The sequence below is a fragment of the Pseudomonas trutticola BRTCR10 genome (genome assembly GCF_056155105.1).
In genome coordinates, this window is record NZ_CM149552.1 from 380,026 (window position 1) to 396,173 (window position 16,148).

Sequence of the window (16,148 nt, forward strand, 5' to 3'; positions counted from 1 at the left end):
TGCTGATGCCCTGCGCTGCACACTTTCCAATTCGGGCGTGTCGTGAGAACTCATGGCACTCGATCTTCGCGGGTAGCTGCCAACAATAGTCTCGGCGCATCCAGGGGACAATCCGCAGCGCTTACTCAGTGGATTCGCTGAGTAAGCGTTCCTCGAGCAACGCCTGTTCTTTTTGCAGTTCCGCTCGTAGTTCTTCGACACTTGGCAGCACCGTTTTGTAGCTGCTGGCGAACAGTTGTTCATTGCCTTTGAGTATTGAATAGCGTGCAACCGCCTCGTTGTCCTGCGCACACAAAATGATCCCGACGGTGGGACGGTCGCCTTCACTGCGCTTGAGTTCGTCGTACATGCGTACGTACATGTCCATCTGCCCGACATCACCGGCACTGAGCTGGCCGCGTTTGAGATCAATGATCACGAAGCATTTGAGCAGGTAGTTGTAAAACACCAGATCGATGGACAGATCCGAACCGCCTGCGCTGATGCGTTGTTGTCGGGCCACAAAGGAAAAGCCTTTGCCCAGTTCAAGCAGAAAACTTTGCAGGTGATCGATGAGCGCTTGTTCAAGCCCCGATTCATTGACCTTGCCCGGGGAGGGCAAGCCGAGAAACTCGAGGATCACCGGGTCGCGGATGAACTCTCGCGGATTGCAGTGCATCGCTGCAATGTTTGTTGTGGCTTCCTCGACCACGCCCGCCTTGTCCCGACTCATCAGCAGGCGCTCGTAGTACATCGTATTGATCTGGCGGTCGAGGACGCGGCTCGACCAGTTGAGGGTGGCGCATTCGTCCATATACCACTGGCGGGCCTTGGCACTTTCGACCCGCAGGAGCCGGCGATAGTGGGTCCAGCTCAATTCGTGACGCAGTGCGTCACGAATTGGAAATGCTTGATAAAACAGCCGCATGTACCGGAGGTTCGAGGCATCAAAACCTTTTCCGAATTGGGACGTCAGTTCTTTTGCCAGTGTCGGCAGCAACTGCTTGCCATACCCCGCCCGCCGGGCGCCTTCCTGTTCAAACTCCACGATATGCCGGCCAGTCTGCCAGCAGGTCTGAACCTGAATCGTATCGACCACACGCAGCGCTTTTTGCCGGGACTGGCGGATCAGCTCGCCCAGTTCACCTAACAGTGAATCGATTTTCGGATCTTGCGTGTCAGCAGGTTCAAGCTTGCTCATCAGGTCTTCCACGTCATTGGAAACAGGAACACAAGCATGCCGACAGTCGTTGCCCAAGGATGTCGGGCGCACCTGTGAAGTCAGCAGGAAGACGGGATGGGTGTTGCAGGACGTTGCTGGCGAAGGGGGCTTTCGGTGACTTTGGTCTGTAGTCCGTTTCGTACACGGCCCAAGTTCGAATCATTCTAAAACGCGATCTGCCTGCCGCCGATCCAATGCAGGGTAACGGTTGGGCTCTACGAGAGCCCGGGAGTCACTCTCATGAAACGCGTTCTTTCATTCGTGCTGTCCGTCGCTACGGTTGCCGCATTTTTGTTTCCGGTGATGCTGCAGGCCGGCAGTCTTGAGCCCGTCGACAGCACGGGTGTGCAAGTGCAGCAACAACAGCAAAATGGCACCCGGTATCTGGCCGGCGGGATCGGTGAGGATGAGGCGAAAGCCATTCAGCAATCCAGCGGTTACAACCTGCACATGACGTTTGCGGTCGGCGCGCAAGACGAGTACACCGCCGACGTCGATGTGACGATTCAACAGGCCCCGGGGCAAATCGTGCTGACGCTGAGTCAGACGGGACCACTGGTGTACGTGCAATTGCCACCCGGCAAATACACCGTTGTGGCCACGCGTAAGGGCGAGACACGGCAGGATGTCACGGATGTTGGCGGCGGTGCTGCGCGCAATCTGGTGTTCCACTGGAACGACAACAGCTAGCGGGTTTTGGCTTTGCGCTTTGGCTGGGCAGCAGGCCGGGATATACGATTGACCCAGTACCATCCCGGTCCTGCGGCCAGTAACAGCAGCGCGAACAATCCCTGCCAGACGATCTCGAACCAATACAGGCGCGGTTGGGCCGCGAGGGTATAAGTCCTGGCCGGGCCGCCACGGGTGATCATGGTGATGGAGCCCTGTTCTAACCCATCGATGACCAGGTAACAGAGCATCCCACCCAGACATACCAGAAACACGCTGAACAGGATCGTCAGGCATATCGACAGGCGGCTTTGGCGATACGGTGGCGGATGGGGCAGGGGGATGCGGGTTCTTTTCTGATTCATGAGTTGGCTCTGCGAACGTCCTTTCGCGGTCAGGAAACCGCCGGTTCTTCCTGTTGCTCAATCAGTGGCTGCCGCACAGGCGACGGTCGCCCGGCGAGGTGCGCGCACTCGGCAATCACCTTCAGAATCTCGATCACGCCTGGGGTCAGTGCTGTACCCAGGCAGATGCGCACGCCCGTAGTTGCATGTCCGTCGGCGAAGAAAATTCCGCTGCCGGCGACATGGCAACCGCGTTCGGTGGCGAACGCTTGCAGAGCCGGCATGTCGGTGTGTGCGGGCATTTCGATCCAGTGAATAAAACCTCCACGCGGTGGCACGTACACGGTTCCCGCAGGGAAGTCCGTGCGCACCAGCCCCTCGACAAAACTTGCCAGCGATGACAGTTGCGACCTGAGCCTGGCGCAGTGCTCGTCCATGTAACCGCGCCCGATAAATTCGTTGAGGACATTTTGCGCAAGGCTGGACACCGCCAGATTGCGCGAAAACATTTGCGCCAGAATCGCGTTGCGGTACTTGCCGGCCAGACACCAGCCGACGCGATAACCGGGGGCGATGGTCTTGGAGAACGACGAGCAGTAAATCGTCTGCCCGCTGGTGTCGTAGCTTTTGATGGCGCGCGGGCGCTCTGTTTCCGGCACCAGATCGAAGAAGATGTCGTCCTCGATAATCGGCACGTCCGCTTCGCGGGCCATGTGTGAAAGTCGGGCGCGGGTTTCATCGGGCATGATGAAACCACGGGGATTCTGCAGGGTCGGGTTGAGAAAGATCACCGAGACCTTTTTCAGTTTCAGCGCTTCTTCGAGGTGATCGACGTCGAGGCCCAGTTTGCCGTGGGTGCGGATCGGCAGGGCGCGCATGCCCAGACGTTCGATGGTCTGCAGGATGCCGTAATAGGTCGGGGTTTCGATGGCGACCGTAGCGCCTCGCGGTGCGACGGCTTCGAGGGCCAGTTCCAGGGCAATCGTGTCGCCCGAGGTCACCAGAATATCGTCCGGCCCGCAGACCACGCCGCGCGTCAGCATCAGCCCGGCAATACGCCGTCGCAGTGCCGGCAGGCCGGGTGGCGCGACCAGGCCAGTCAGCGAGTTGTCAGCCTTGCCGGCCAGCACTGAAAGGCATTTGTTGAGCAGCACATTGGGCGTGAGATCGCTGTGCAAAACGGCTGAGTTCAACGAGGCGGTGGTGCGTGAAGCAGCCTCGGAGAGCATCGCCACCACCGCATGATTGACGTTGACGGTGACACTGGAGAAATCGAAACCGCTGGCGGGTTTTGCCTGTCCGGAGGCCGAAACGAAATAGCCGATGCGGGGTTTGGTCGACACATAAGCATCGGCTTCCAGATCCGCCAACGCGCGTTGCACGGTGGTGATGCTGGTTTCAAACATTCTCGCCAGGGTGCGGATCGAGGGCAGTTTTGCATCGGCTGCCCACTCACCACTGTCGATCTGACGAATAATCCAGTCCTTGACGATCCGCCAGCGCTTGTCCGGTAAATCAAACCTGTCCATAAGTTCTCTGTTATGTCTCGAAACAATTCAGAGAAAGTAGAGCAAAACGATTCCTGTTGCAGCAACTATGACGATGTTCAGAGCAACCAGTCCGAAGGCGAACCGGATCAGGTTGTGCTCCTCCTGCCGGTTGGCGCCCGCCAGCCCGATGATCAGCGACAGAATCGATAGCGATCCCAGCGCACCATGCCCGGCGGCACTGTTGACCATCGCCGCCAGCCACGCTCCGTGTTCGCTGCTCAGTGCGGCGATGGACGGCATGACCAGGGTGTTGCCGCCGACGTTGGAACCGGTGACATAACCGGCGATCCCCGCCAGCAAGGCGATGGTCGGCGCCAGGGAAATCCCCGACAACGATTGCAGCGTGCGCTGTGCCTCGACCAGAAATCCGGCGTTGACCATGACCTGGGAAAGCAGCAGGAACAGGAAAATCGTCGTGACCGGAAACTTCGCCCGGTTGAACAGTGCGCGCCACGGGAAACCCGTCGCCGCGCTTTGTTTGATTGCCATCAGCAGGGTGACGATCAGCAGCGCCAGCCCCGGGGATGCCAATGGCTTCCAGGAAACGTGCTCGCCTTTGACGATCCACAGCGCATCCCAGCCCGACAGAACAAACACGCCGCGCGAGGCAACGATCACCCCAAGCAAAGCCAGGTAAGGCCACGCCGCGTTCGGCCAGCGCACCAGTTTTTTCCGTTGTGCGTAGGAGATGCCCAGGCCTACGCAGGCCACGGCAAGACCCGCCAGCACCCCGGACACTTCCGGGCCGATCCACAGGTTGATGGAGAACAGCACCGCCACGAACAGCGCCGTTACCACGATCAGCCCGAGCCACGGTGAAACCGTGCGGATGCCGCCCTGCCACAGGGCGATCGCTGCGAGGCAGAGGAACACTGGGGCACTGATCAGCGCCGAATGACTGCCAAGGGTTTCTGCCGGCAGGTGCGCCAGCAGCGCACCAATCACCGTGGCCAGACCCAAGGTGCCCCACGGCATGATGACCATACCGGCCAGAGCGATTTTCATCCCCGACTGACGGGTGAACAGGCCCATCAACAACGGCACCGTGGCGATCAGTGAGACACCGAAACCGGTCATCGCTTCAAGCAGCGGCGCCAGGCCCAGCACGATGAAGATGACTTGCGCCGGCGGGGTCCAGCCCAACTCCTTGACCCAGGCGCCGATGGCCTGCGGCGCACCACCGCGCTCGACCAGGATGACGAAGGCCAGCCCCGGCACGATCACGCACGCGGTGCTGAGAAACAGGATCGTGGTGTCCTGAAAAATCGCTGAGCTGATGGCCGCCGACACCGGTCCGGCAGCGCCCAATGCCCATAGCACGAGCACCAGTACCACGCCTGCCAGCGCGGCTTGAACCGGCGGTCGGCGGACGATCAGGATCAGCGCGATCACCAGCGCGATCGGTGACATTTGCAACAAGAGAGAGCTCATACACAGTTTTCCTTAACTTAATCGTGAGTCTGCCCGCTGTACTCGGTCGCCCGCATGGAGGGGCGCTCACAAAAAGTCTGATACCACTCGGTCAGGCGTGTCTGAGCGGAAAAGTCCGATAGCTGGCGAAAGGCGATCCAGTCGAGCGCGGTCGCCAGGGCGATGTGACCAATGGTGATCGGACCATTGAGATCGACATGCTCTTCGATGAAGCGATATGCCTCTTTGAGTTTGAACGCCTGACCCTCGGCGTAGGCCGGATAGCGCAAGGCTTCCGGGCGACGCTCGACTTCCCAGCGCAGCTTGATGCCGACATCGCACATGCCCTGCGCCAACGCCTGCAGGCGCAGGGCCTTGTAGCGTTCGGGGCCGTTGGCCGGGATGAGTTTCAAGCCGTTGCTCAGGTCGTCGAGGTACTCGCAAATCACGATGGAATCGAACAGCGCGCTGTCGTCAGGGAGGATCAGCACCGGCACCTTGCCCAACGGATTGGCCTTATAGATAACCTCGTTCGGCGAAGTCGGGCTGGTCTCGTGATGGATCACTTCCAGGCTCGAAGCGATGCCGAGTTCGTGGGCAAGCACCAGCACTTTGCGGGCGTAGGGCGAATGCGTCTGGTAGTAAAGTTTCATGCGGGAGTACCTGCCTCAAGAATTGCAGCGGCGGCGCGATGAGCGTCCATGAACAGGCGCGAGGGCGCACCCGCCGATGTGACGTAGTGGTTGTAGTAGCAAGAGCCTTCGGCGAGCGGGCCAAGCACCCAGAGGTTGCGCACGGGTTCGCCCGCGCTCGACTTGGGATGACACGCCGCGTCGACATCAATGCCGTCGATGCCCGGCACGTCGGTACGCGGGCGGATCAGTCCAAGGCGCGCCAGGTCGCGTACCGGCGCGCAGTCGCTGTTGGTCACGCCGCTGCTTTGGACATAGCCGGCGACACGCTTGAAATGGTCTATAGCAGGTCGAGAGCCAGGCTTGAGGAACGTCAGCAGACCGGCGTCACACAGGGCCAGCAGGTCGGCGTGGCGCTCTTTCTGCGGGCCGGCGACGAGGCGGTTGATCGCCTTGTGCCAACGACCATAGAACTGCCGGTGGGAGGCGTCGGTCAGCCCGTCGAAGTCGACCGCTTCACGCAGTCGGTCACGCAGGTCGCGCCAGACTTCGATGGCCGCTTTGATCGCCGACGCCCCACGGCCCAGCCGCGACTCCTGCAAGTCGGCTTCGAGCGTGTCGTAGATCCAGGCGTGATAGTTGTGCGGCGTGACATTGTCCGGCAGTGCATGCCAGATCAACGCCTGCGGATTGATCGCGCCGCCGCTGGCTTCGTAATCGCGCAGCAACGCTTCGCAGGCGACAACGCCAGCAGGCCCGGCAACGCTGACGCTCCTGAGTTGCTCAAGTACCTGCGTCGGGTTTTCATGCAGGACAGCGACGGCCGCCGCACGCATCTCCAGCAGCATCAGCGGCAGGATGTCTTGCTCGAAATCCAGCTGCCGGTTCGGTGCATTGGCCCGCAAGCATTCGATGCGCGCGCTGGTGAGCAGCACGGCTTGATGGCGGGGGAACTCGATCAGGCCGTTGGGGCGAGTGCGGAAAGGCAGGCCGTCCCGCGACTGGATAAAGATCACCGGCTCGCGACCTGACGGTTGATACGCGTGACTGGCGTCGGCCATGCGCTTGTAGTGACCGCCGCGGCCCGAGGTGAGCGCCGCGAGGGTGTCCATCGCGCCGAGGCCCAGCCCTTCAATCAGCACGGTTTCGCCGGGTTCGATGGTGTCGAGGCTGCCAGGCAGCGGATAGACGTCCTCGATGCGGTTGCGATCAGCCAGGCGCAGGCGACCGGTATGGCCGACCGTCAGGATCAGCCGATCCACCGCCACCGCCTCGCCTGATGCGGTATGCAGAACGTATTGCTGAGCCGCATTGCGCTCGACCGCCGTCACTGCCTGTTGATGCAGATTTACGCTGACCCAACTCGGCGCGGTGGCGAGGATTTGCATAAAGGCATCCGCCAGGTAAGCGCCAAGCAGATGACGCGGCAAAAAGTCCTGCGCCTCGACATCGCGCCCATCGGCGGCGAGCAGGCCGCTGTCCGGATCGACCTTGATGCGCTGCTCACGGCACCACGTCAGGAAATCCGCGCCCGGCCTTTCGCGTGCATCCGCCAGATTTCCAAATGCCGCCGCGTCGGGGAATACCCCGAGCTGACCGGCGACGGTATTGAGCAAAAGATAATCCGGCTGATCCGGCCAGTGCGCGCCGCTACCGAGCACATTCGGCTCGAAAATATCGATGACGATCGGTTGCTCCGGGCGCTCCTCGGCGACGCTCAGCAGGCGTTCGAAAATCGACAACCCGCGCGATCCGCAGCCCACCAGGCCGATAAGCAGAGGCGCCTTCACCATCTGCGCTCCTCCCCGAAGAAGGACGGGATGGCGACCGCCGAGCCGTCCTTGACGGCGATGTCGTGAATCATCCGGCCAATCGCCAGATCGAGGATGCCCATGCCGAATGGCGAGTAGATCAGCGGTTTGTCTGTGGCGACTTGCAGATCGCCGCGAATCAATTGCGCCACGGTGCCGGTAACGAAGTCGCGATGACCGTACTGCTGCTCGGCCAAGTGCGGCGAGGTATTGGCCTTCAGGCAGTGGGTGACGTCGTCGAAGTAGTTGTAACTTTCCTCGATGATTTCTGCGCCGATATCCCGCAGCGAAATGTTCAGGACGATCTGCCCCGGACGGAAAGTGCCGCTGCCTTTCACATAAGGCTCGCCGGCGCTGGTGGCGAACACCACGATGTCGGCGGTGAGTGCGTCTTGCAGCGACAGCAGCTGTACATCCGGCACCCCGAGTTGTTTGCCGAACGCTGACAGCGCTTGCGCTGATTCGGCGTTGAGATCGTGAATCCCCACGCTGGCGAACGACCAGTCGTCGGCGATGAACGTCTCAAGGATGTTTCGCGAAATCACCCCGCCACCAATGATCGAAAGTCTTGGCGCGCTTTTCCTTTGGCCATTCAGCCACCACGCGCCGAGCACCGCCGATGCAGCAGTGCGCACAGCACTGATCAACGCACCCTCGAGCAGCGAATAGGGATAACCGGTGTCCGGATCGTTGAGGATCAATACCGCCGAAGCGCGCGGGATGCCCGACTTGATGTTGTCGGGATAGCTGGCAATCCACTTGATCCCGGACACGGACTGATCGCCCTCGCTGTCGACGATGGCCGCCGGCAGCGCAATGATCCGGTTCGCCGGTTCCGCCGGAAAGCGCAGGAAGTAACTGTCAGGGTTAACGGTTTCGCCACGCTCGTGGGTCAGGTAAGTCTGCGCGACGATCTCGATGGCTTCCTGCCGCAGGCCGTTGAGGATGTCCTTGACGACTGCGCCGGGGATAACGTGGAACGGTTGGATCGGGTTCTGTGTGGTCATGGGAATTACGCCGAAAGTGCCAGAGCGATTTCTGGGAAAAGGGGTTGCAACGCCGCTGCGCCGATACGCTGGGTGACCCAGTCGTCGGAATAGATGGTTTCGAGGTAGCGCTCACCCATGTCAGGCGAGATCGCCACGACAACGTCGTCGGGACGGATGTGCGGCGCCCATTGCTGGATCCCCGCGAGGACGGTGCCGGTGGAGCCGCCGAAGAGCAGGCCGTAGCGTTGCGCCAGCCAGCGGCAGACCTTGATGGTCTGTTCCTCGGGAATCGACAGGAAGTCGTGAATCCCGGACGCTTCGAATATCTCTGGCAGGCGACTGGTGCCCAGACCCGGGATATGCCGCGTGCCCCCCGGCAGGCCGAACGTGACCGAGCCGACAGTATCGACAGCGATGACTTTGGTCTGTGGATGATGTTCGGCGAAGTAGTTCTTGCAGCCCATCAGCGTGCCGGTAGTGCCGGCGCCGACAAACAGGTAATCCACATGGGGAAACTTATGGGCAATGGACTTGGCAGTCGCTTGATAGTGGGCGAGGGGATTGGTCGGATTCTTGTACTGGTTGAGCCAGATGTAATCCGGGTTCTCTGCGACCAGTTGCTCGATCAAACGAATGCGCGAATTAAGGTAACCGCCGTTTTCGTCACGTTGATCAACCATGATCATCTCGGCGCCGAGTGCCTGCATGAGCTTCCTGTTTGGCGCAGAAATGTTCGGGTCAATCACACAGACAAACTTGTAACCCTTGGCGGCGCAGACCATGGCCAGCGCAACCCCCAGATTCCCCGATGAAGACTCGACCAGACGCGTCTTATGGGAAATCCGCCCCTGATTTTCCAGATCGGTAATCAGTGCGTGTGCGGTTTTGAGTTTTATCGATCCGGCAGGATTCAGTCCTTCGATTTTCAGTTGGATCCTTGCGCTGCAAAGTTCTCCAATCTGCACATAACTATCTTCATTGATAAGTTGCTTGATCATACGTCGTCCGTTTCGCTCTTTTGCCGGGCGCACGGGGGCGCCAGCATTCATCCTGGAATGTTTGAAAAGCAGTAAATGCAGTTCGCCTGTTGGTTTTTTTTAGATTTTTTAGCTGGACAGGAAGTGACCTTGCGGTGAACGCCGATCTATTCAAAAAATCAGGTTTTGCGCTCTGACGACCTCAAGGGTCGAGAGTGTTGCGGGGCGCAAAGTAGAGCCAGTCATTGGCTCGCCAAGGCTTGGAGAAATACTGGCGAAATTTCCTACAAGGGGAGAGATACAGATTTCGGGTATTTTTCAGTACAGGTAGGGATGGGTGTATCGAGAGGGAGAGGGCGAGTAGGGAGGCATGATCAAATCGCAGGCATAAAAAAACCCTGAATCTTGCGATTCAGGGTTTTCGGTATTTGGTGCCCAGAGACGGAATCGAACCGCCGACACGGGGATTTTCAATCCCCTGCTCTACCGACTGAGCTATCTGGGCAACGGGGCGCATTAAAAGGGTTTTTCGGATTTACGTCAACGACTTTTTTAAAATTTCTTAAATTAATTCCGTCGCTTACGATCCGACCCCCGATTTTGCGGGTTTACTCGGCAGGCGGAACGTAGCCTTCGGCCTTGGCGTAATCCTCGCCGGAGAAGTACTTGTCCATCTCGCCCTGAAGATATTTGCGATCTTCGGCGTTCATCATGTTCAGGCGTTTTTCGTTGATCAGCAGGGTCTGGTGTTTCTGCCAGTCGGCCCAGGCCTTGGCGGAGACGTGATCAAAAATATCCTGACCTTTGGCGCCCGGGAAAGGAGCGCGTTCCAGAGCGGGCAATTCTTCTTTGTACTTACGGCACATGATGGTGCGGGTCATGGTGACTCTCCTGCATTCAATACGGCAGCCGCGCGTTCGAGCAAGGTTTTGACCGGGGCGGCGAGGCCCAGGCGCGGCGGGGTGGCGAGGTTATACCAGAGCCAGTCGGCCTCGGCCACGTGATGGCTGGCCTCCTGCACCTGAACCAGCCAGGGTTCGATGGACAGCTGGAAATGGCTGAAGGTGTGGACAAGGCTTGGCAGCGCCTGCTGCTCGCCCATGGTCAGCGAGTGCTGATCGGCGAGATGTTGCAGGTCGTCGAGGTCGTCGAGTTCCGGCAAGCTCCACAAACCGCCCCACAGGCCTGTCGACGGACGGCGATAAAGCAGAATCGCGCCGTCGCCATTGGCGAGCATCGGCATCAGCGTGCGTTTCTGCGGAATGGCTTTGCGCGGCTTGGGTATCGGATAGCGCGTTTCCAGACCAAGCATGTGCGCTTCGCAGCCACGTTCAAGCGGGCACAACAGGCAACTCGGTTTGCTCCGTGTGCACAGTGTGGCGCCAAGATCCATCATCGCCTGGGTGTAGGCGTTGACCCGATCATACGGCGTAAAACGCTCAGCGTTGGCCCATAGCTGTTTGGCGACCTTCGGCTCACCGGGGTAGCCCTCTTGCGCGGTAAAACGCGCCAGAACGCGTTTGACGTTGCCGTCGAGGATCGGCGCGCGCAAGCCCATGCTGATGCTCGCGATGGCGCCCGCAGTGGACAGGCCAATGCCCGGCAGATCCGTAAGCTTTTCGACGTCACGCGGAAACTCGCCGCCGTACTGGCTGACGACGATCTTCGCGGTCTTCTGCAAATTGCGCGCGCGGGTGTAGTAACCCAGACCCGTCCACAGGTGCAGCACTTCGTCTTCCGGCGCTTCGGCCAGCGCTTGAACCGTCGGCAGCGCGGTCATGAAACGGTCGAAATAGTTGAGCACGGTGCTGACTTGCGTCTGTTGCAACATGATCTCCGACACCCACACCCGATACGGATTGATGTCTTGCTGCCAAGGCAGATCGTGGCGGCCGTGGCGATCGAACCACTCCAGCACCGCCTGTGAAAACTGCTCCGCTCTCATCGCTTGAACAGCCCCTTCAATGCGTTTTTCAATTCCGGGCTGACCTTGTCGCCGAGTTTCTCGTTAATTTTTTCGCTGAGTTTGTCGCCAGCCAGTTTGGTTGCGACCTGACCGAGACGGTCGTTGTCCACACGGCAGGCCTTGGCGCCCAGTTCCAGCGGGCCACGGCAGCGCAGCGGCCACTCGATGCCGACGAATTTTTCGCCGACCTGACAGGCCGGATCCGGCATGGCGCTGGTGTCACCCTCAACGATGATGCCGACGCGGTAGTCCATGCCGAGCACACGCAGGTCGATATCGCCGTCACCGTTGACGGTCATGCCCGGGATGCGCACTTTCAGGTCCGGGTTGCTGGCGATGCCGTTGCGGAAAGTCAGGTTGCCCTTGAGTTCCTGGAACGGGGTGTCCTTGCCGCGTGGCTCGCCGCTAAGGGTTTTGCGGTTGAGCGTGGCGATGCCTTTGCACAGTTGCTGCTCAAGGTTGGCGTTCAGCAGCACGCCGTTGTTGATCACGAAACTGGCGTTGCCGTTGAGGGTTTCGATCAGTGCCTGTTGGCTGTTGCCGCTGCCGGTGACATTACTGCTGAGGGTCACCAGGCCTTTGACCGGCGGATTCTTGCCCTGGCTTTCGAGGATTTTTTCCGCCGGTACGCGGTTGATCTTCGTCTGTAGGTTCAGCACTGGCGCGCTCGGGCGTACGTCGAGGGTGCCTTTGGCTTCGAAGCCGCCGTTGTACAGTTCGCCGCTCAGATTATTGAGGGTCAGCAAGCCGCCTTGACCAGTGGCTTTGAGTGCGGCGTTCTGGATCGGCAATTTGTCGAGGGTCAACTGGCCGAAAGTCAGGTCGGCATCCACATCGAGCTTGGCCAGGCGTTCAACCGGCAGGAGGCGGTCAGTGCTCCAGGCGCTTTTGCTCGGTTTGTCCGGCAGCGGCGTGGAGCCTGCGCCCGCCATGGCATCGGCTTCGGTGCTGGCAACTTCGGCCTGACGCACTTGCGTGGCGCTGGTGGCTTTTTCCGATTTCGGCGGCAGGTAGCGGTCGACGTTGAAGGTGTCTGCCTTGAGGATCGCCCGCAGCGATTGTTTGGCGAAATCCTCGACGGCGATGCGGCCGCTGAAGCTGCTGTCGTCGATCTTCAGGTTGATGTTGTCGAACGCGGCGCTGGTTGGCGTGGCCGAAACACGGCTGACCAGTTCGACCTTGCTCAGGCTGCCCTCGGCCATGGCCGGCAGTTTCTGGCCGATGCTGTCGACGAATTTCGCCAGATCGAACTGCGCGATCGAGATGCCGCCAGTGATCTGCGGGGTCTTGTCGAGGTCGTTGGCTTTCAGTTCACCCAAGGCGCGCAACTGGTTGGCGGAGATCTTGATGCCGGTCCATTCGGCGACGTTCGCCGCTTTATCCAGCAGCAACTGCCCCTGAGCGGAGAAGGTCATGGTCTTGCCTTGGAGTGGGTCACCGGCCAGTTCGCCGGAAAGCTTCAGGTCTTCAAACTTGTAGCGTTGCAGAGCGCGCTCGAAGCGCAGTTCACCCGTGAGTTCGGTACGCACCCGCAGCACGGGCTGATTAGTGCCGAGGAATGCAGTGGCTTTCACCGGAATGTTGGTCGAATCGTGCACCGGGCCGGTGCTCAACTGGATGCTTTCGGCGCTGAACTGCTTGCCGGTCAGTTCGTCGTTGTACTCAACGCGGGCGTTGTTGACGGTCAGGCTGTCGATGTCGAGGCGAATTGGCTGCGCAGGTTTTTCCACCGCGACCGGGGTGTCGCTGGCGGGTTCGCCGGGGGTGGCTGGCGGCGTTGTGCCGGCCGCGACAGGCACTTTGCCGATATCTTCCCAGTTGCCGTGACCGTTCTTGTCGCGGTTCAGACGGAGGTTGAGGCCTTCGACGCGCACATCGCTCATCTGCACTTCGCGGCGCAACAGCGGCAGCACGCGCACGGACAGGCCGAGCATCTGCAGGTCGGCAAACGGTTCGGCAGGCTTGGCCAGGGTGGCGACGCTGGCTTCGTGCAATTCCAGGCCGAGCCACGGGAACAGGCTCCAGCCGATATCGCCATTGAGCGTCAGCTCGATGTGGGCCTTGTCGCGGGCAATCTGGCGGATCTCGTCTTTGTAATCGTTGGGATCGAAGAGGTGGGTCAGGGCAAAGCCTGCCGCCACGATGATCAGCAACAGCCCGAGAAGTACCAGACCCAGGATTTTGCCGAACGCTTTCATGGGCGAGTCCTTGTAGTTAGTCGAATTCGTAATTTAGCCGGGGAGTATAGCGCTGCAACGGCCCGGTTCGGGGTGAAGTCATGTTGTCAGCACCGTCAGTGGCAGGTGCAACCTGGCGGCGATGGCCTGGGCTTCAAGATGCCCGGCAGGCGCCAGCAGACGCAGTTCTGCCCCCGCTTGCGACGCCATTTTCTGCGCTTGGTTCACCAGCCGCTCGGCAACCCCACGGCGTCGGGTAACTTTTCGTACGCATAAATGCGACAAGTACCAAACCTCGGGGTGCCTTGTCAGACGTGCGGCGCCGAGCAAGCGGTCATTGAAACGTCCGGCAATAAAACAGCCGTCAGCCAAGGCGCTTTCGATCAGCTCGGCCTCGCCGGAGAACGGCGCAAACAGCCAATCGGGCGCATCGCGGTAAATCTTCTGCAAATCCTGCTGGTCCTGATAACTGGCGTCTTCAAGCGTCTGAACGATGACTGGCATGGTGGCTCCGTAGGAAATGTCCTGTGCAGGAGATCAGGTGACATGAAAAAGGTGATATCAGTTTGGTTTTTCTGTCACGTGCAAATGGTAACCTTCGCCGGTTCGTCCGTCCTTCTGCGACTTAACGTCGCGCCTTCAAGGAGCTTCACCTGAAAAAACGGTCATGCCTGCGTGCATTAAGGCCGAGGGTGAACAGTGGCTGGCGAACCATACTAATAATTGGGGGATACACAATGAGCACGAGCATCACGGCGGACGGCGTCAACGCCGACCAGCCTGCGTTCCTGTCCAAGGAACGCATCATCGCCAAGCCCGGTTTCAACCGCTGGCTGGTACCACCGGCCGCTCTGGCCATTCACCTGTGCATCGGCATGGCCTACGGTTTCTCGGTGTTCTGGCTGCCGCTGTCCAAGGCGTTGGGCATCACTGCGCCAGTGGCTTGCGCGCCGGACATGAGCTTCATCGCTCAGGTGTTTTCTTCGCAATGCGACTGGCCGATCTCGATGCTCGGCTGGATCTACACCCTGTTCTTCATCTTCCTCGGCTGCTCGGCAGCGATCTGGGGCGGCTGGCTCGAACACGCCGGGCCACGCAAGGCCGGTGTCGTATCGGCGCTGTGCTGGTGCGGCGGTCTGCTGATCTCGGCGCTGGGTATTTATACCCACCAGATCTGGCTGATGTGGATCGGTTCCGGTGTGATCGGCGGTATCGGTCTGGGCCTGGGCTACATCTCGCCGGTGTCGACCCTGATCAAGTGGTTCCCGGACAAGCGCGGCATGGCTACCGGCATGGCGATCATGGGCTTTGGTGGCGGCGCGATGGTTGGTGCCCCATTGGCCGCAGCGCTGATGGGCCACTTCGCCTCGCCAACCAGCGTCGGCGTGTGGCAGAGCTTCCTGGTGATGGCCGCGATCTATTTCGTGTTCATGATCGGCGGCGCACTGTCTTACCGCGTACCGCCAACCGGCTGGAAGCCTGAAGGCTGGACCGCTCCGGCGAAAAAAGCTTCGAACTCGATGATCACTCACCGTCACGTACACGTGAATGTTGCGTGGAAAACCCCGCAATTCCGTCTGGTCTGGCTGGTGCTGTGCCTGAACGTATCGGCGGGTATCGGCATCCTCGGCATGGCTTCGCCACTGCTGCAGGAAGTGTTCGGCGGCAAACTGCTGGGTGTTGACGTGCCGTTCGGTCAGCTGGATGCCGGGCAACTGGCCTCAATCGCCGCGATTGCCGCCGGTTTCACTGGTCTGCTGAGCCTGTTCAATATCGGTGGCCGCTTCTTCTGGGCGTCGTTCTCGGACTACCTGGGCCGCAAAAACACCTATTTCGTGTTCTTCGCTCTGGGTTTTGCCCTGTATGCGTTGATCCCGAACCTCGGTCATCTGGGCAACGTTGCGCTGTTCGTGGCGGCGTTCTGCATCATCCTGTCGATGTACGGCGGTGGTTTCGCGACCGTTCCTGCGTATCTGGCCGACCTGTTCGGTACGCAAATGGTCGGCGCGATCCACGGTCGTCTGCTGACGGCGTGGGCGGCAGCTGGTGTGCTCGGTCCGGTGCTGGTGAACTACCTGCGTGAGTATCAGCTGAGCATCGGCGTGGAACGCGCGGCGGCTTACGACATCACCCTGTACATCCTCGCCGGCCTGCTGGTGCTGGGTTTCCTCTGCAACATGCTGGTACGCCCGGTGGCTGACAAGTACTTCATGACCGACGCTGAGCTGGCGGCCGAACAGGCACTGGGTCATGACAAAGGTGCTGACGCCACCACCGTGCTGGAATGGAAAGCCGCGCCGGGCAGCAAGCCGTTGGCGGTGGCTGCGTGGCTGGTGGTGGGTATTCCGTTGGCGTGGGGTGTGTGGGTGACCCTGCAGAAAACGGCGGTCCTGTTTCACTAAGTAATTGGTAAAACGCAGTA

14 protein-coding genes and 1 tRNA gene are annotated in these 16,148 nt (G+C 60.1%); 2 read left to right on the forward strand and 13 right to left on the reverse strand.

The window, feature by feature from the left end; translation table 11 throughout:
- Positions 1–121 precede the first annotated feature (121 nt).
- Complete coding sequence (locus ACVVH8_RS01635; RefSeq protein ID WP_475228196.1) at positions 122–1,180, reverse strand: PDDEXK nuclease domain-containing protein; 1,059 nt, start codon at positions 1,178–1,180, stop codon at positions 122–124.
- A 261-nt stretch (positions 1,181–1,441) separates the two neighbouring features.
- On the opposite strand from ACVVH8_RS01635, the gene ACVVH8_RS01640 reads away from it, so the two are divergent.
- A complete protein-coding gene (locus tag ACVVH8_RS01640; RefSeq protein ID WP_475228199.1) occupies positions 1,442–1,891 on the forward strand; it encodes a carboxypeptidase regulatory-like domain-containing protein in 450 nt (149 codons plus the stop codon).
- On the opposite strand, the gene ACVVH8_RS01645 is transcribed toward ACVVH8_RS01640, so the two are convergent.
- The 12 genes from ACVVH8_RS01645 to ACVVH8_RS01700 all read right to left on the reverse strand — a co-directional run bounded on the left by ACVVH8_RS01645 (position 1,888) and on the right by ACVVH8_RS01700 (position 14,230).
- Positions 1,888–2,235 (reverse strand): hypothetical protein, encoded by a 348-nt coding sequence (locus ACVVH8_RS01645; protein WP_103304186.1) that lies wholly within the window; start codon positions 2,233–2,235, stop codon positions 1,888–1,890. The two genes, ACVVH8_RS01640 and ACVVH8_RS01645, sit on opposite strands and share 4 nt — an antisense overlap.
- A gap of 29 nt (positions 2,236–2,264) precedes the next feature.
- Positions 2,265–3,743 (reverse strand): aminotransferase-like domain-containing protein, encoded by a 1,479-nt coding sequence (locus tag ACVVH8_RS01650; protein ID WP_103304187.1) that lies wholly within the window; start codon positions 3,741–3,743, stop codon positions 2,265–2,267.
- A gap of 27 nt (positions 3,744–3,770) precedes the next feature.
- A complete protein-coding gene (locus ACVVH8_RS01655) occupies positions 3,771–5,195 on the reverse strand; it encodes an L-lactate permease (RefSeq protein WP_103304188.1) in 1,425 nt (474 codons plus the stop codon).
- 17 nt (positions 5,196–5,212) lie between these two features.
- Positions 5,213–5,827: a glutathione S-transferase N-terminal domain-containing protein gene (locus ACVVH8_RS01660; protein WP_315445257.1), complete on the reverse strand. Its 615-nt coding sequence runs from the start codon at positions 5,825–5,827 to the stop codon at positions 5,213–5,215.
- Positions 5,824–7,599 carry an FAD/NAD(P)-binding protein gene (locus ACVVH8_RS01665; RefSeq protein WP_475228201.1) on the reverse strand — a complete coding sequence of 592 codons (1,776 nt, stop codon included), beginning with the start codon at positions 7,597–7,599 and terminating at the stop codon, positions 5,824–5,826. The genes ACVVH8_RS01660 and ACVVH8_RS01665 overlap by 4 nt, the downstream gene beginning before the upstream one ends.
- Positions 7,593–8,624: a 2,3-diaminopropionate biosynthesis protein SbnB gene (gene sbnB, locus ACVVH8_RS01670; protein WP_475228203.1), complete on the reverse strand. Its 1,032-nt coding sequence runs from the start codon at positions 8,622–8,624 to the stop codon at positions 7,593–7,595. Before sbnB ends, ACVVH8_RS01665 begins: the two co-directional genes overlap by 7 nt.
- Positions 8,625–8,629: 5 nt before the next feature.
- Positions 8,630–9,604, reverse strand: a complete 975-nt coding sequence (sbnA, locus tag ACVVH8_RS01675) for a 2,3-diaminopropionate biosynthesis protein SbnA (RefSeq protein WP_349306216.1) — start codon at positions 9,602–9,604, stop codon at positions 8,630–8,632.
- Between the two features lie 408 nt (positions 9,605–10,012).
- Positions 10,013–10,088: transfer RNA gene (locus ACVVH8_RS01680), tRNA-Phe, on the reverse strand.
- Positions 10,089–10,191: 103 nt separating this feature from the next.
- Positions 10,192–10,464 (reverse strand): oxidative damage protection protein, encoded by a 273-nt coding sequence (locus ACVVH8_RS01685; RefSeq protein ID WP_003220737.1) that lies wholly within the window; start codon positions 10,462–10,464, stop codon positions 10,192–10,194.
- A complete protein-coding gene (mutY, locus tag ACVVH8_RS01690; protein ID WP_475228205.1) occupies positions 10,461–11,528 on the reverse strand; it encodes an A/G-specific adenine glycosylase in 1,068 nt (355 codons plus the stop codon). Before mutY ends, ACVVH8_RS01685 begins: the two co-directional genes overlap by 4 nt.
- On the reverse strand, positions 11,525–13,747 hold the full coding sequence (locus ACVVH8_RS01695) for an AsmA family protein (protein WP_475228208.1): 2,223 nt from the start codon (positions 13,745–13,747) through the stop codon (positions 11,525–11,527). Before ACVVH8_RS01695 ends, mutY begins: the two co-directional genes overlap by 4 nt.
- A gap of 78 nt (positions 13,748–13,825) precedes the next feature.
- On the reverse strand, positions 13,826–14,230 hold the full coding sequence (locus ACVVH8_RS01700) for an acetyl-CoA sensor PanZ family protein (RefSeq protein WP_475228210.1): 405 nt from the start codon (positions 14,228–14,230) through the stop codon (positions 13,826–13,828).
- A gap of 233 nt (positions 14,231–14,463) precedes the next feature.
- On the opposite strand from ACVVH8_RS01700, the gene ACVVH8_RS01705 reads away from it, so the two are divergent.
- Positions 14,464–16,128, forward strand: a complete 1,665-nt coding sequence (locus ACVVH8_RS01705; RefSeq protein WP_213027262.1) for an OFA family MFS transporter — start codon at positions 14,464–14,466, stop codon at positions 16,126–16,128.
- Positions 16,129–16,148 lie beyond the last annotated feature (20 nt).

Bases quoted from the DNA above. Each gene is read 5' to 3' on its own strand.
- ACVVH8_RS01635 (WP_475228196.1), bottom strand. From the start codon at position 1,180: ATGAGCAAGCTTGAACCTGCTGACACGCAAGATCCGAAAATCGATTCA.
- ACVVH8_RS01640 (WP_475228199.1), top strand. From the start codon at position 1,442: ATGAAACGCGTTCTTTCATTCGTGCTGTCCGTCGCTACGGTTGCCGCA.
- ACVVH8_RS01645 (WP_103304186.1), bottom strand. From the start codon at position 2,235: ATGAATCAGAAAAGAACCCGCATCCCCCTGCCCCATCCGCCACCGTAT.
- ACVVH8_RS01650 (WP_103304187.1), bottom strand. From the start codon at position 3,743: ATGGACAGGTTTGATTTACCGGACAAGCGCTGGCGGATCGTCAAGGAC.
- ACVVH8_RS01655 (WP_103304188.1), bottom strand. From the start codon at position 5,195: ATGAGCTCTCTCTTGTTGCAAATGTCACCGATCGCGCTGGTGATCGCG.
- ACVVH8_RS01660 (WP_315445257.1), bottom strand. From the start codon at position 5,827: ATGAAACTTTACTACCAGACGCATTCGCCCTACGCCCGCAAAGTGCTG.
- ACVVH8_RS01665 (WP_475228201.1), bottom strand. From the start codon at position 7,599: ATGGTGAAGGCGCCTCTGCTTATCGGCCTGGTGGGCTGCGGATCGCGC.
- sbnB (WP_475228203.1), bottom strand. From the start codon at position 8,624: ATGACCACACAGAACCCGATCCAACCGTTCCACGTTATCCCCGGCGCA.
- sbnA (WP_349306216.1), bottom strand. From the start codon at position 9,604: ATGATCAAGCAACTTATCAATGAAGATAGTTATGTGCAGATTGGAGAA.
- ACVVH8_RS01685 (WP_003220737.1), bottom strand. From the start codon at position 10,464: ATGACCCGCACCATCATGTGCCGTAAGTACAAAGAAGAATTGCCCGCT.
- mutY (WP_475228205.1), bottom strand. From the start codon at position 11,528: ATGAGAGCGGAGCAGTTTTCACAGGCGGTGCTGGAGTGGTTCGATCGC.
- ACVVH8_RS01695 (WP_475228208.1), bottom strand. From the start codon at position 13,747: ATGAAAGCGTTCGGCAAAATCCTGGGTCTGGTACTTCTCGGGCTGTTG.
- ACVVH8_RS01700 (WP_475228210.1), bottom strand. From the start codon at position 14,230: ATGCCAGTCATCGTTCAGACGCTTGAAGACGCCAGTTATCAGGACCAG.
- ACVVH8_RS01705 (WP_213027262.1), top strand. From the start codon at position 14,464: ATGAGCACGAGCATCACGGCGGACGGCGTCAACGCCGACCAGCCTGCG.